9 protein-coding genes, 1 tRNA gene, 1 pseudogene and 1 riboswitch are annotated in these 15021 nt (G+C 51.9%); of the genes and pseudogenes, 5 read left to right on the forward strand and 6 right to left on the reverse strand.

Annotation, left to right across the window (positions count from 1 at the left end):
- Positions 1-44: 44 nt before the first annotated feature.
- Positions 45-332 carry a co-chaperone GroES gene (gene groES / locus CYPRO_RS11485; protein ID WP_114984744.1) on the reverse strand — a complete coding sequence of 96 codons (288 nt, stop codon included), beginning with the start codon at positions 330-332 and terminating at the stop codon, positions 45-47.
- 780 nt (positions 333-1112) lie between these two features.
- Positions 1113-1237, forward strand: a riboswitch (SAM riboswitch).
- A 193-nt stretch (positions 1238-1430) separates the two neighbouring features.
- Between groES and CYPRO_RS11490 the strand changes: the two genes are divergently transcribed.
- From CYPRO_RS11490 to CYPRO_RS11510, 5 genes are all read left to right on the forward strand, one after another.
- On the forward strand, positions 1431-2759 hold the full coding sequence (locus tag CYPRO_RS11490) for an O-acetylhomoserine aminocarboxypropyltransferase/cysteine synthase family protein (protein WP_114984745.1): 1329 nt from the start codon (positions 1431-1433) through the stop codon (positions 2757-2759).
- Between the two features lie 63 nt (positions 2760-2822).
- The gene (metX, locus tag CYPRO_RS11495) at positions 2823-3866 is read left to right on the forward strand and encodes a homoserine O-acetyltransferase MetX (RefSeq protein WP_114984746.1); all 1044 of its coding nucleotides are present in this window, start codon (positions 2823-2825) and stop codon (positions 3864-3866) included.
- Positions 3867-3926: 60 nt separating this feature from the next.
- Positions 3927-5111 (forward strand): homoserine dehydrogenase family protein, encoded by a 1185-nt coding sequence (locus tag CYPRO_RS11500; RefSeq protein WP_114984747.1) that lies wholly within the window; start codon positions 3927-3929, stop codon positions 5109-5111.
- 154 nt (positions 5112-5265) lie between these two features.
- Positions 5266-5347 (forward strand) — tRNA-Leu (locus CYPRO_RS11505).
- Positions 5348-6259: 912 nt separating this feature from the next.
- The gene (locus CYPRO_RS11510; protein ID WP_114984748.1) at positions 6260-6481 is read left to right on the forward strand and encodes a hypothetical protein; all 222 of its coding nucleotides are present in this window, start codon (positions 6260-6262) and stop codon (positions 6479-6481) included.
- Positions 6482-6566: 85 nt separating this feature from the next.
- Here CYPRO_RS11510 and CYPRO_RS11515 read toward each other — a convergent pair whose 3' ends face one another.
- The 5 genes and pseudogenes from CYPRO_RS11515 to CYPRO_RS11535 form a co-directional block, all read right to left on the reverse strand.
- The gene (locus CYPRO_RS11515; protein ID WP_114984749.1) at positions 6567-6887 is read right to left on the reverse strand and encodes a nucleotidyltransferase domain-containing protein; all 321 of its coding nucleotides are present in this window, start codon (positions 6885-6887) and stop codon (positions 6567-6569) included.
- Positions 6884-7387: pseudogene (locus CYPRO_RS11520) on the reverse strand (nucleotidyltransferase substrate binding protein). The gene CYPRO_RS11515 and the pseudogene CYPRO_RS11520 overlap by 4 nt, the downstream one beginning before the upstream one ends.
- 105 nt (positions 7388-7492) lie before the next feature.
- Positions 7493-10819, reverse strand: a complete 3327-nt coding sequence (locus CYPRO_RS11525; RefSeq protein ID WP_164682736.1) for a VCBS repeat-containing protein — start codon at positions 10817-10819, stop codon at positions 7493-7495.
- Between the two features lie 165 nt (positions 10820-10984).
- A complete protein-coding gene (locus CYPRO_RS11530) occupies positions 10985-11572 on the reverse strand; it encodes a hypothetical protein (protein ID WP_114984751.1) in 588 nt (195 codons plus the stop codon).
- A gap of 30 nt (positions 11573-11602) precedes the next feature.
- Positions 11603-15019: a VCBS repeat-containing protein gene (locus CYPRO_RS11535; protein ID WP_114984752.1), complete on the reverse strand. Its 3417-nt coding sequence runs from the start codon at positions 15017-15019 to the stop codon at positions 11603-11605.
- Positions 15020-15021 lie beyond the last annotated feature (2 nt).

The following is a 15021-nucleotide window of genomic DNA, read 5'->3' on the forward strand; positions in this document are numbered from 1 at the left end:
GTTTCAACCGGCTGTGATGAAAAGCTTTGCTGAATCCCGGGCAATCAGCTCAGGATACCGAGGATGTCGCTTTCACGCATGATGAGGAGCTCGTCGCCATCAATGGTGAGTTCGGTACCGGCGTATTTGCCGTAAAGCACTTTGTCGCCTTCTTTGAGCGCCATCGCGATTTTATTACCGTTTTCATAACGGCCTTCGCCTACAGCTACAATAGTTCCACGTTGTGGCTTCTCTTTGGCTGTATCAGGTATAATGATGCCGCTTGAGGTTTTTTCCTCAGCAAGATCCGGCTTTACCAGAACACGGTCGGACAAAGGTTTGATTGATGCCATAATGAATAACTCCTTTTTGAGTTTTCTTTGTTTTTGGATGGTTAAGATTCTGATCGGCTTCCGGAAAGTGACGAAAGCCTTTTTTGTGTCGATGGTGCCTAAACAGAAAAAACCGTGCCAAACTTAGGCCTCGCCAAAGAAATTAAAATTGTCAGCCGTGACCTCTCTAATAGATTCAAATTGTCACGGTGCACGTCAGGCCCGTGACAAACTTGCAGAAAATGGTACCGCCTCATAAATCAATTAGCATTATGATTGAGTCATCTTCATTGAAGTTGATTGCAAATTATGCTCGATTTTACCCGCCTTGCACTACATCATAAGCATGAGACCTTCTGTAAGCCGACCACCTTCGAAGCTTCTTCATTGGATATTTGTGACTTGTTTTGACTTCTTAGAAGTGATTCGGTATTCAATCGAATTCACAAAAAAAAGCCCGCGTAAAGCCATCCTGGTACCCTTGCACAGCAGGCGCCCATAGTGTTCTAAGGCTCCTTACTTTTCCTGACTACACGTCTTCAGATCACTTTCACCTATTTAAAAAAGGGCGTCTGAATCACACAGGCCGGTTTTTATCAGCTTAAAAACCAAAAACCATGGGCTCTGAATAAAAAGAAAATTTAAGCTTGACATGTATTACTTTTAGCATATAGTTTTAAGCATGATTTTATCACACACCACATCAGCGACCCTTCATTTCGACATTTCATGTTGTTACATGCGAATGCAGATAGGGTTTGTCGCTGCCGTCGTGTGAGATAATTTGTTCTTTGAAGCATAATCTTATCAAGAAAGGCTGAGGGACAGGCCCTGTGACGCCTTAGCAACCGTTCCGGTAAAACCGGGAGTCAGGTGCTAATTCCTGCCCGATTGCTGCTTAGCGCGCAATCAGGGAAAGATGAGAAAGACTGGTTTCCGGTTTTTTGCATAAACCTTATGCAGCCCAAATCTTAAGCCTCTTCCGAATCTTTCCCGGGAGAGGCTTTTTTTATTTCTGCTTTTCCCGTTTTCGCGCCCGATGCATCATATATCACTTTTCATCATTCTTTCACCTGTTCAAGTTAACACATCTAATCCAACCTAAGCGAAAACAAGACTATGAGCAACCCAACCAAGCCCCGCAATTACCGTTTCGAAACCCTTCAGCTGCACGCCGGTCAGGAGCCGGACCCTACAACGGGCTCTCGCGCAGTTCCTATTTATCAGACCACTTCCTATCAGTTCAAAGATACTGAGCATGCAGCTACACTGTTTGCGCTCAAGGATTTTGGCAATATCTACACCCGCATCATGAACCCGACGACTGATGTATTCGAGAAGCGCATCGCTGCACTTGAAGGCGGCGTTGCCGCGGTTGCAACGGCTTCCGGTCAGGCCGCACAGTTTCTCGCCATCACAACGATTGCCCAAAAAGGCGACAATATTGTATCTACAAGCAATCTCTATGGCGGAACCTACAATCAGTTCAAAGTCTCCCTGCCGCGCCTCGGCATTGACGTGAAATTCGTGACCGAAGACGCCCCTGAAGCTTTTGAAGCCGCCATCGATGAAAACACCAAGGCGATTTACGTGGAATCGCTCGGAAACCCGAAAAACAACGTGCCCGATTTCGAAGCTCTCTCCTCTGTTGCGCGACGCAACGGTATTCCCCTAATCGTTGATAACACTTTTGGCGCCGGCGGTGCAATTGCGCGTCCGATCGACCATGGCGCAAACATCGTGGTTGAATCAGCAACCAAATGGATTGGCGGTCATGGCACGTCTGTAGGCGGCGTGCTGGTTGATGCCGGTAACTTCAACTGGGGCAACGGCAAATTCCCGCTCTTTTCGGAGCCCTCTCCCGGCTATCACGGTCTCAATTTCTGGGAAGTCTTTGGGGATGAAGGCCCCTTTGGAAACATTGCTTTCGCCATCCGTGCCCGCGTAGAAGGACTGCGCGACTTCGGCTCATCGCAATCACCTTTCAACAGCTTCCTGCTGCTTCAGGGACTTGAAACCCTCTCGCTTCGGGTAGAACGACACTGCGAAAATGCCATCAAACTCGCGCAATGGCTCAGGAATCAGGATGCTGTGAACTGGGTCAGCTATGCCGGGCTCGAAGACCATCCTTATCACGAAACCGCAAAGAAATATCTGCAGCCCAACCGCTTCGGTGCTGTGCTCACTTTTGGGGTGAAAGGCGGCTACGAGGCAGCAAAAGCCTTTATTGAGAACGTACAGCTTGCAAGCCATCTCGCGAACGTAGGCGACGCCAAAACGCTGGTGATTCATCCGGCTTCAACAACCCATCAACAGCTCTCTGCGGATGAACAGCTGGCAAGCGGCGTAACCGATGACCTCATCCGGGTTTCTGTAGGACTTGAGCACATCGACGACATCACCTTCGATTTCGCTGAAGCATTCGCCGCAGTCCCGGTCACGGCCTGAGCCTAAGCCTAAGCACACTTCTCCCTTTACCATCACCCTGAATCTGCTTTAACCCGTATTGATATGAATTACGCTGACTCCATCTACTCCCATCTGCTTGGCTTCGTGACAGAATCGGGCTTTCGGTTTACACAGCTCGATGTAGCCTGGAAATCCTGGGGGCGCCTCAATGAAGCCCGCGATAATGTAGTCGTGATTTGTCACGCCCTCACAGGGCATGCCAATGCGGAAGAATGGTTTTCCGGTTTGTTTACCGAAAACAGCATTCTCAACCCCGACGAACAATTCATTATTTGCATGAATGTGCCGGGCAGCTGCTACGGTTCAACCTCACCGCAGTCTGTTAACCCGGAAACAGGCCGCCGGTACGGCTCTGCATTTCCGGTGCTGACCATTCGGGATGTGGTGCGGGCACAGCAACTGGTTCTCGATCACATGCGGGTGAAACAGATTCAGCTGGTGATTGGCGGATCGATGGGCGGCATGCAGGCGCTCGAATTTGCTGCCATGGACAAGCGCGTGCAGTCTGCGGCAGTAATTGCTGCGGGTGCGCGACATGAAGCGTGGGCGATCGGCATCAGTGAAGCACAGCGTCAGGCGATTTACGCCGACAGCCGCTGGAAAGGCGGGGATTACGCGCCGGATGAGTCCCCGGTTCAGGGGCTCTCCGCTGCGCGATCCATGGCAATGCTCACTTACCGCGCACCACAGCAATTTTCCGAACGCTTCGGACGCAATCAGCGCGACGACCAAACCTTTCAGGTGGAAAGCTATCTGCGCTATCAGGGCGGGAAGCTCACACAACGCTTCGACCCGCTCAGTTATGTGCGCCTCACCCAAATGATGGATACGCACGACGCCGGACGCGGGCGCGGCGGACTCGACAAAGCATTGGCGGCCATCCAAATCCCGGTACTGGTCGTGGGCATTGATTCCGATTTGCTGTACCCCGTTGCCGAACAGCGCGCACTCGCACAAAAGCTGCCCAACAGCTTCTATCGCGAGATCCGCTCCGAATACGGACACGACGCTTTCCTGATTGAATTCAGGCAGCTCAACAATCTGCTGCTTGAATTTCGGCATCACATCAAACACCGCGCCGCCTGAAGAGAAGCGAAAGACCCGCCCCCTGTAAACCCAAGCTAATTTTCTGACCTAAAACACCTGATGAAAGCACTCAAACTGAAGCACCCGGCACAAGAAGTGACCGGCACCTTCCGCCTTGAAAACCTTGGCCCTTCCTTTTTTGAAGCGGCACCTGCTGAGAATCCGCTGCTGGATGTTTTTATTGCCGGTATCGGAACCGTTGGTAGCGAGCTGTTACGGCAACTCGAGCCCGGCGGCCCCCTCTCTGAAGACTTCCACCTGATCGGCTTTTGTAACAGCAAACTCGCGCTCATTCACGAAGAAGGCGTGCAGCAAGCCTCATTTGTGAATCGCATCTCCGGTCAGCGCCCTGTTACGCCCACCCGCTGGCCCTCGATTGTGGCACAACTCATTCGCCATCGCGAAAAAAGCGGTCGCGGGCTGCTGTTTGTGGACGCGACCGGCAGCCGCGAAGTCGCCCTGCTGTACCTGCGCCTGCTCAATGCCGGCGTGCACGTTGTAACGCCGAGTAAAATTGCCAATACCATGCCGCAGCACTTTTTCGATCAGCTCGTTGCACCGCGCGAAAACGGCGCCCTTTTTCGCTATGAAGCTGCGGCGGGTGCCGGGCTGCCCATCGTGAACACCATCAGCACCATGGTGCAAAACGGAGACACCGTGCTTCGTATTTCGGGGGTACTTTCCGGAACCATGACCTACCTTTTCGGAGAGCTGGAAAAAGGCGTGCCGTTTAGCGAAGCCGTTCGCAAGGCCTACGATGAAGGCTATACCGAGCCTGATCCTCGGGACGATCTGTCCGGTGAAGACGTAGCCCGCAAATGCCTGATTCTGGCCCGTACTGCGGGCATTCGCATGGAGCGCGACGCCTTCACCGCCGAAGATCAGACACCGGAAGACCTGCGACACGCGCCGCTCGGGGCCTTCTTCGACGGCCTTTCGGCCTACGATGAGCTTTGGAAAAAGCGGGTCGAAGAAGCCCGGGCCGAAGGAAAAGTTCTCCGCTATGTCGGCACCATCACGCCTGAGAAAATTGAAGTCGGTGTGCGTGCCGTGCCTGCAGAATCTCCTATAGGAACCTTGCGGGGTGCCGACAACCTGATCTCCATCCGCAGCCGATACTATCAGCGCTCGCCCGTCACCATTCAGGGTCCTGGTGCCGGCAGCGAAGTCACGGCGCAGGGTGTTCTCGCAGACATGCGCAGGATCGCCGATCAGCTCAGCCGCAATACAGCCACCGGTTCCTGATATCAGTCAGCCATAGCGCCGGTCTTACTGCGCCAGCGACCAACTTTACACAAACAAGAACCTAAACCGGAAACGGACAAATCCGGCTGATAAATTTTACGCAGCACTTTCATTTGGAGCGCTTCCCCATTATATTTGGAATCTTCCAAAAAGCGCCGGCGTGGCGGAATTGGTAGACGCGCACGACTCAAACTCGTGTTCCGAAAGGAGTATCGGTTCGACTCCGATCGCCGGTACAAAAGCCCTGTAAGTCTCTGATTTGCAGGGCTTTTTAGTTGTATCATCTTCCACAGCGACATCAGGCCTGAACATTAATGCCGCCATGATAAGCGCAATGTTCAGCACAAAAAAACGTACATCAGGCAGATCAGTCGGAGCATAATGCGCAGCCAAGTCCTGCTTTTCTTTTTTTTGGGGGAAACTCCGTGGGCATCACTGTTTTTCGAAACATGGCTAAGATCCCAAACCTACGGCAAATGCCTTGCTTTTGATGTTCGCGCTTTTCCTATTAGACAGATCTCATCAAAAAATGGGCAGCCCTTTTCTTAGCGACATTCCGCAATGCGCTTAATTTTGATGTAGCTTTCTGGCTTGTTTGAACAAAAGTTAGCCCGCATTATTCACAATCAAACAGTATTTATTTGCTAAATGTATGTTTAAATTTGGCTTAGCGAAAGACACTTGCGGCTCAGATTTGAGTGTGGTGTAAGACTGCGAAATTTCCCCGCTGGCTGCGTTGAAGCTGAAAACTCATGCTCAGGATACTTAGGTACCCTTCCGCTGAGTTTTCCGCTTCGCCTTGCCAGCAAGAAAATTTCTTGGTGAATAATGCGAGTTAGAGCAAGGAAACATTCTGTCGGGCTTATTCCCCAAGCACTGATAAAGCCGGAATGAAAAAGCTGCATTATTTCACCCGTTTCTTACGAATTACTCCCCCAAAAACCACGGGCTTTATCTTTGATTTGGGGGCTCATGAACTGTCACGAAAAACAGTGCTGTTCACGGGATTTCACCCAAAAAAAACAGTGTAATTACAAATCGGTTTTTTGGTCTGAGCGACCCTGCCTGTTTCCACTGTTTTTGTGAAGGTTGCCCCCCCCCTGCAAATTATCGCCAATTGACTATTTTATAAGTGCGATTAAGATAACATGGTACATTCTTATCAGCTCCGAAAACAAAGCCTTGCCGCTTCATTACTACAGATCAAAGACGAGCACGTCATCATCATAGCGCGCGGCAACTACGCGCAGGGTTCCGCCCGGACCGCTTATGATCTGCACGCCCCGCAGCTGCCCCCAAACATCGAAGCCGCTTGCATGCGAATCCTGAACAGCTTGCCATCAAACAGGAGCTCCGCGAGAACGTCGTGAATGTGGTACGCTGGCTTACCCTATAAAAAAATGCCTCAGTTCATCAATAGTTGGTGACTCACTTAGTGCCTCACCTCAGGTACTTTCAGTTTACCGGCACTTTTTCATACAGGACGATTCCGACGCGCTTAATATGTTCTTTCAGCGCTTCATTTGAAATATCCTGATAAATGGAAAGGTCAAATTTGTACGGCAGCAACAAGTCGTCGAGTTCGAAGGTAATATCAGAAAGAATGCCTAAATCGATATCTTCCCCGATGAGCGTCAGGTCAATATCAGAAGCCGGTTGATAGTTTCCCATAGCTCTTGATCCATAGAGAATAACCCGCTCTATATCAGGATATTTAAAAAAAACGCTCCGAATGTCATGCCATTCTTCGGAAGTGAGTCCTGTTGTTTGGTTCACAAGCCTTCCTCTGTGTTTCCATCTATTTTTGTCAGCATTTTATGCTCAAATTCCACAAAAGCGGGGTAATATAGGGTGATGATTTTGGTAAAGATCTTATCGGCTGTTTCTTTGTTGTATGTATGTGAACTCAGGTTGCGGCTCAGAATCATTTCCATCCAAACTTTTCCGTCGCTTATCAATTTGAGCTGATAAGCTTCCCTTACTGCGTCGCGGCTCCCGCCAAGGTCCCTTATTCCCTGATAAATGGCCTAATCCTTCATCACCTTCCACGCCAGCTCGTGCGTGTATTCAAACCGCTGAATGAGAGACTCCTTAATCATTTCATCGAGCAAGACCGCTCCCCCTTCTTCTGTATGTTGAAGAGTGTACTCATGTTCAATAAAATCAACAGATTCCGAAAGCTTACCTAAAGCAAGTTGATAATTCGCGAACCGTTGTTCCCAGCGGATGTCCTGTGTCATAAAAAAAATAATTATCAGGCAGTAAAGACATGTCATCTTTCAGCCTGCGAGTGAGAGAAGTCCAACAGGCGATTAGTAGCAATTAAATCAGTTTACCATTTATGTCCAAAAAAACTTGTTTGACTCCTCAGTTTTGACAAATCACTCCACTTCAAAAACCAAAACGTCATCATCATAGCGCGCGGCAACTACGCGCAAGGTTCCGCCCGGACCGCTGATGATCTGCACGCCCCGCAGCTGCCCCCAAACATCGAAGCCGCTTGCATGCGCAGGATAGGAGACCAGTTTTTCCTGAGCGGCATCATAACGCAACAGGGTTCCGCGAAGGGCGTCGTAAGGTCCCTGCTGCGGACGTACCTCAAACAGATTGCCGCCGAGCAAAACCTCGGCCCGCCCGTCGCCCGTCAGGTCTGCGGCACCGATTCCGAAAACCGGGCCGAACTGCGCACGCAGCGGCAGCCGCTCCGCACGAAATCCCGCTTCACCTTCATTGATAAAAATCATGCTTCCCAGCTCCGCAGCTTCCAGCAAAATTGCGGCCTCCAGCTCTTCAGGCGTAAAAATATCCGTCACTTCCTGCCCTCCATAGCTTGCATAATCCGGATACTTTTCTGCCAGTCCCGGTACTTCCTCCAGCAAATCGTGACGAAGTATCAGCGGGAAAACACCTTCAGGCTGATTCATCGCCAGAATCTGATTAACGATACCATCCTGCGCAAAATCACCGACCCACATGCGCTGCGACCGCTCCGGACTGCCCCGTAACAGGCTGTTCAGTCCGTGATTGCCACCGATAATATCCAGCCTGCCGTTGCCGGTGACATCCGCCAGCTTCACGCTGTACCAGATACCGGAATAAGCCGATAACCCAAGCTCCGCGCTGATATCATGCCAGCTTTCACCCTGCCGCGCAAATACTTTGGGATGCATGTACTCGCCCACAACTACCAGCTCGGGCTGACCATCACCCGTGAGATCCCCTGCCGCCGCATCGGTTATCATGCCAATGCCCGTGAGTTCCGGCATGAACTGCGCCGTCACATCCCTGAACTGTCCGGTGCCATCTCCCTCCAGGAGATAAGCGTCTGCGGGTACGCCTATCGCGAAGGGTCTCAGGCGGGTGCCCACAAACAGATCATGATGCCCGTTTCCTGTAAAGTCAGCCGCAACGGCAACAGAGCCGGACACAAGCCGGGCAGGCAGCGGCAGCGGCTGACCGCTGTGTTCCCACTGTCCGTTACCCCGGTTCAGGTACAGCCGGTCCAAAAGGGCAGCGGAAGCTGAGCCGTGACTGTTCCCGCCGCTGACCACATACAAATCCTGAAGACCGTTGCCGGTTGCGTCAAAAAATACGCAGGCTATATCTTCCGAAGACCGGTGTGCCGCGAACACATCCGCAGCCGTCTTCGTGAAGCGGCCGTCATCACCCTGTACAAACAACCCGCCGGCCTGATTCCTTGCGCCGCCCACGTACACATCATCGAGTCCGTTACCGCTCACATCCGCTGTACACAGGGCCGGGCCTTCGGTCGATCGCATCTGATATTGCATGCGGTCACGTGAAAAATCAGAAAACCGAAACCGCTCATGTCTGAAATCAAGGCCGCTGTTTTCCGATACGCGTAATTTTACGGAAGGAAGGCTGCGCGCATCCCCTTCAAAAGTGGCAGGCCCGGGCTGCGGTGCGCTGCGTGCTTCTGACTGTTGCTGAGAGAGTGAAAGGCGTGCCGGAACTTCGAGATCATCCACCCGGCTTGTCCGACCGTCCGGCCAACGCACGATCAGAGAGTCAATACGGCTTAGCTCCCCGAGCCCTACAAAAAAGCCCGGCTCTACACTCGACTGAAAACCCCGCTGCAGAAAATGCTCGCGGAACCAGTGCTGACCGCCGCCCCACACCTGAAGCTGTGCCCCAATAGCCTGCGTGTTTGGCGCCTCACCTTCCAGATCAATCCGAAGCCAGCTCCGCTCCGGATATAATTCCAGTGTCCGGTTCCGGTAAATCCGCGATGGATGATTCACATTACTGATCACCAGATCGAGCGCGCCGTTTCCGGTAAGATCCACCCATGCCGCCCCGCTTGAAAAGGTGGGCTCCCCCAGTCCCCATGCCTCGGTGATGTCCTCAAAATTCAGGCTGCCATTGTTGGCAAACATCACGTTCCGCACCTTCTGTGAAGGAATCAGATCTATGAGCTGCTGAAAATCAACGCCTTCCTGCCGGATGACCGCCCGCATGGTTTCCTGATCGGAGATCTCCCCAAGGTAGTCCACATTGGTGATGTCCTGCACGAGTCCGTTGGTCACCAGAATATCATTAAACCCGTTGTGATCGAAATCGGCCAGAAGTACGGCCCAGCTCCAGTCGGTTGGTTCCGTGCCCGTCAGCCGGCTTACTTCTTTAAAGTGCGTACCGTTCTGATTCAGGTGCAGCACATTGCGCGTAAACTGATGCCCGTACCCCCATTCAACTTTCTCCTGATAGCGGCCCCAGTCTTCAAAAAGGGTTACGGTTTTGATCCGCTCATCTTTGAACGGAAGCATGTCTGATACGTAAATATCGGGCCACCCATTGTTGTTCAGGTCGGCGATGTCGGATCCCATTGAAGCCGCACTCATACTGCGAATCACCCGCTCGTCCCCTGCAACTTCGGTGAAGGTGCCGTCGCCGTTGTTCATGTAGATGTAATCGCGTTCAAAAAAATCGTTGGCCACAAAAATATCCGGCAGGCCGTTGCGGTTCAGGTCGGAAATGGCCGCACTCAGCGCAAACCCGATAATGCTGCTCAGAATACCGGCTTCTTCCGTCACATCCCGGAAAAATCCGCCTTCATTCCGGAACAGCCGGTCGCCCCCCAAAAAGTCGCGCTCGAACCGCTGATTGTTGCTCAGGTCAAAACCGGAAATAGCCTCATCTTCATTGTTGATCAGGAACATATCGAGCTGACCGTCACCGTCATAATCGAAGAAGTAGGCCTGAATGCCATAACCCGGATCATCGAGTCCAAATACTGCGGCCTTTTCGGTGAAAGTGCCGTCACCGTTGTTGATGAACAGCTCGTTGCGGGCGTCGTCGAGTTTTCCGGAATTGGTTACATAGATATCGAGCAAACCGTTTCCGTTGATATCTGCTAAAGCCGCCGCCGTTGACCAGCGGCGCGTACCGGCTACGCCTGCTTCTTCGGTTACATCCAGAAAGCGGTAATCGCCCTGATTAAAGTAAAGCCGGTTGGGTCCCATATTGCTGATGAAGTACAAATCCGGCAACCCGTTCCCGCTCAGGTCGCCGACCGCCACACCACCGCCATCGTAGAAATTGCGGTAGGTGTAAATGTTGAAATTCGGCAAAAACTCCAGCCTGTTCTCAAAATCCACACCCGTCCGCTCCGGGCTAAGCCACTCGAACAGGGGCTCCGGGGTATCATGACCAACCTCTCCCGAACAGGATACAATGTAGGTTAAAGCCAATATCAGGAGAATTTTTGGATAAATTGAAGCTAAGAAAGCAAGCGGACGACCAATCATTTATTATTGAATTTTGGTGTAAGGCTATAAATGAACAATGGAAATTATTGAGCTGTGGGGAAGATTATTTTTTGAATCCTAAGCATCCTTTGGGATATGTTTCCGCCCTTATCTACCCTCCGGAATATCAGCATCAACTGTCAGGTCGCGGAATACGGCTCTGACCCACATGTCGTCCCGGCGCCAGACTGAAATGGCGCGGTTGCCGCGGACGCTGAACCAGCCTTCGCGGTCGGCTTCCGGCAAAAACATCCAGTGAAAATCCTGTCCGTACACCTGTGCAAAGTGCTGTGCGAGCTCTGTTGCGAGCGAATCCGAAAATCGGTTTTGATTCCAGGGAGCCCAGTCCCGGTAGTGAATATCAAGCGGAAGCCGGGATATTTTTCCGTCTTCAAAATCGGGAAAAAATTCGATGTAGGCTTCAAAAGGGAGCCAGTCCCGATTGGTATATTCCACCTTAGTGAGCCCGGTAATAATACCCTCACGGTTCATTTCCCAGCTTGAAGTCTGAAAATCCTGTCTCGTCATTCCGAAGTGATACCCCAGGAAGAGCGTGTCATGTCTTTCGCCCGAGTCAAGGCCTTTCTCTATCAGCGATTCATAGGTGACGGGCTGCTGTTCTGAACAGGCATGAAGAGCTGCAAGTCCCGCGATAAGGACTATAAAAAGAAGAAGTGTTTTGTTGGGAACAGGCATATTGTTTGAGGAGCTGTGTAAAGAAAAAGTTCAGGGTGAAGGGTCCGCAGGCGGTTGAACCTGCCGGAAGATTTGGGGTGTATCCCCCCGCCGGACCATCAATAGTCTTGCAGGATCACGGGAATCATTGGCAGGATACAGCACTGCCGCGCGCAGTTCACCTGGTACATCCAGACCGAGTTGTCTTGCGGGAATACTTTGGAGGCAGTCACAATCCTCTTCATAAAAAAGTATAGTGGGTTCAAGCGCATCATATTTGCCGGTTTGTGGCTTTACATCGTAAAGATTACCGCCGAGTATCAACTCTGTGCGACTATTACCAGTGAAATCGCCGGCAGCAATCGCATATACGGGCGCGAGCTGCGCGGCAAAAGGAAGCGGGACAGCTTCAAAGCCGTTGCCGTTTTTGCGGAACCAAAGCGATTCAAGGGTGCTGACTTCATGAACCCGCTGCCGCTGAGACGGAATATCGCGCAGTACATCCTGCAAAGACGCGGCTGCAAACTCCGCGTGCGTCGGATAGCGGGACCGGTATGCCGGGGCAGCGGACATGAAGTCGGGTCGCAGCACCATTGGAAAATATGTGCCCTGCTTATCGGGCATGGCAATCAGATGATCGAGCAAGCCATTTCCGTCGAGATCTGTCACAACCATGCGTACCGGTTCTTCCGCTGTTGCGCGAAATACCGAGTTCAAACCGTGATTACCGGCGATTAGACTCTTCTGCCCGTCCCCGGTAAGATCTGCAGCAATGAGTGAAGTCCACCAGCCGGTATAGCGGTCAAGGCCCAGCATTTCCGTGATCTCACTGAAGCGATTGCCTTCAGACTGAAATACCCGAACCGGGCCCCACTCTTCTGCGATTGCAAGCTCATTTACTCCGTCACCTGTAAGGTCGGCCCAGACCGCAGCTGTTACCATACCGGCCTCACGCAGTTCCGGAAGCCAGTCGGCGGTTACATCCCGAAAGCGTCCATCACCTTCATTTTCGAGTAAATATGAGGCTGCAGGCATGCCGTAGGCAAACAAACGGTAGCGGGTGCCGACAAATAAATCCTTCAGGCCGTTTCCGGTGAAGTCATGCGAACGTACTACGGACCCGGACTCAAATCGGCCCGATGCGGGCAGCATTTGGTCAGACAGGGTGAAATTGCCGCGACCATCATTAAGATAAAAGCGGTCGCGCAAACCGGATGAGGTTGCCGAAAAGGAAGCGCCACCGCTTACCACATAGAGATCATCAGCACCATTACCGGTTGCATCAAAAAAGACACAGTCGGTATCTTCGGCCTGCCGCTGCGCTTCAAAAAGTTCGGGCTGCAACAGCATTAGCTGCCCGGCAACACCTTCTCTGAACAGACGACCTGCCTGATTACGGGCACCACCAATATAAAATACCGGTTCGCCCGTGGCGTCAAGTTGCCCGGCACAGGTTGCCGGTCCTTCCGTTGACCGCATTTTGAACAGTAATTGCTCACGCCCAAAATCACTATACGGAAATGGCTCATGGGCCCCGGTAAAAGCCGCTGAAGCTTCAGGACTATTATCCCATGTTTTGGACTGTTGCGCTGCCATGACCGCTTGTCCCGGATTGCGGGCACGCATGGGCTCTGGCGCAGGCTGCGTGGTACTGTCAGACTCTTGCAGAAGTATACGGGAAGGCAGTGCGATATTTTGCTTACGACTCGTACGACCATCGGGCCAGCGTAAAATCAGGGAATCAAGCTGTACTGTTTCACCGGTTCCCACAAACAAGCCGGGCTCAACGGAAGATTGAAAACCACGCTGCAGGCTGTGCTCACGGTACCAGTACCTATCGCCGGCATAAACATGGAGCTGCGCACCTAACGCGTGCGTATTGGGGGACTCCCCTTGCAGATCGACCCTAAGAAAAGTGCGCTCAGGCTCAAGCTCCCGAATCCGGTTGCGGTAAATCATAGGCGGACCATTCACATTGCTGACCACCAAATCGAGCGCCCCGTCTCCGTTCAGGTCTGCCCAGGCAGCTCCGGTAGAAAAAGCCGGGTGATCAAGCCCCCATAGCCGGGTTACTTCTTCAAAATGCAGTTCGCCCTGATTGGCGAAAAGCATGTTGCGCACCGGCACCGAGCTCATTTCGCCAAGAAGATTCAGAATTACATTTTCTTCCCCCGCCTGTATCATCTCCCGGATGCGCGCGGGGTTGGCAACAAGCTCGATGTAATCCTGATCCAGCAAGTCATTGTAAATGCCATTGGCCACGAACACATCCTGATACCCGTTAAGGTTGAAGTCAGCCATAAGTGCAGCCCAGCTCCACTCTGTAGCTTCCATACCGGTCATGCGACCGATTTCTGCAAAGCGCCCGTCTCCTCTGTTCAGCTGAAGCGTATTCCGGGTGTATTTGTAATGAAAGCCGCGTTCATAGTTTTGCAGATACTCCCCCCGGCTTTCTATGGTCATCTTCGAGCGCAGGCGCTCCTGCCCGACGGGTCGCATGTCTGTTACATACATCTCGGGCCAGCCATCATTGTTCAGGTCAGCTATGTCCGTACCCATCGAACTGAAGCTGATTGAGGGGAGTAACTCTTCAAGACTTTCGGTAAACGTGCCGTCGCCGTTGTTGAGATAGAGATAATCCCGCTCGAAGAAATCGTTAGCGACATACAGATCAGGCAGCCCGTTACGATTGATGTCTGCCGCGACGGCACTGAGCCCAAAGCCAATTGCGCTGCTGTAAAGGCCGGCTTCCTGTGTCACATCACGGAAATAGCCGCCCTCATTGCGATATAACTTAGACGCTCCGAGCGGATCAGGTATATCTCGTGCAGCTGCGGTTATGCCTGCAAAACTTTCCATGTTGTGGAAAGAATTGCTGATGAGATAAAGATCCGGCAATCCGTCCCCGTCATAATCAAAGAAAACGGCATGTGTGGACAGGCCAATATCTGCAACACCCCAGGCTTCTGCCTGTTCGGTGAAGGTAAGGTCTCCGTTGTTGATATAAAGGCGGTTTGCCCGATCTTTGCCCCCCTCGGGTCCGGAACGTGCTACGAAAATATCGAGAAGACCGTTGCCGTTCACATCCGCGAAACTTACGCCGGTACTCCAGTAGTCATCGGAACGCAGCCCTGCCTGCTCCGTCACATCCTCAAAAACAAAATCACCGTGATTAATATACAAGCGGTTGGAAACCATGTTTCCGGTGAAAAATAAATCCGGTAAACCGTTGCCTGAGAGGTCGCCGGCCGCTACCCCCCCTCCGTTATAAAAATTGCGGAAGATGTACATATTAAAGTCTTCCGTTGGGAACAGCGTGTTTTGAAAATCGATCCCGATGGCAGCCGGATTCAGTTTTTCAAACTGCGCGGTATGTGGCGATTCATCACTGCAGCTGCTTAGTATAAGCTGCACCAGTAAAAGCGCACAAATATACGCGAAGCCTCCCGGTGATTTTTTAAATACCATAG

The organism is Cyclonatronum proteinivorum, from assembly GCF_003353065.1.
Taxonomy (GTDB): Bacteria; Bacteroidota; Rhodothermia; order Balneolales; family Cyclonatronaceae; genus Cyclonatronum; species Cyclonatronum proteinivorum.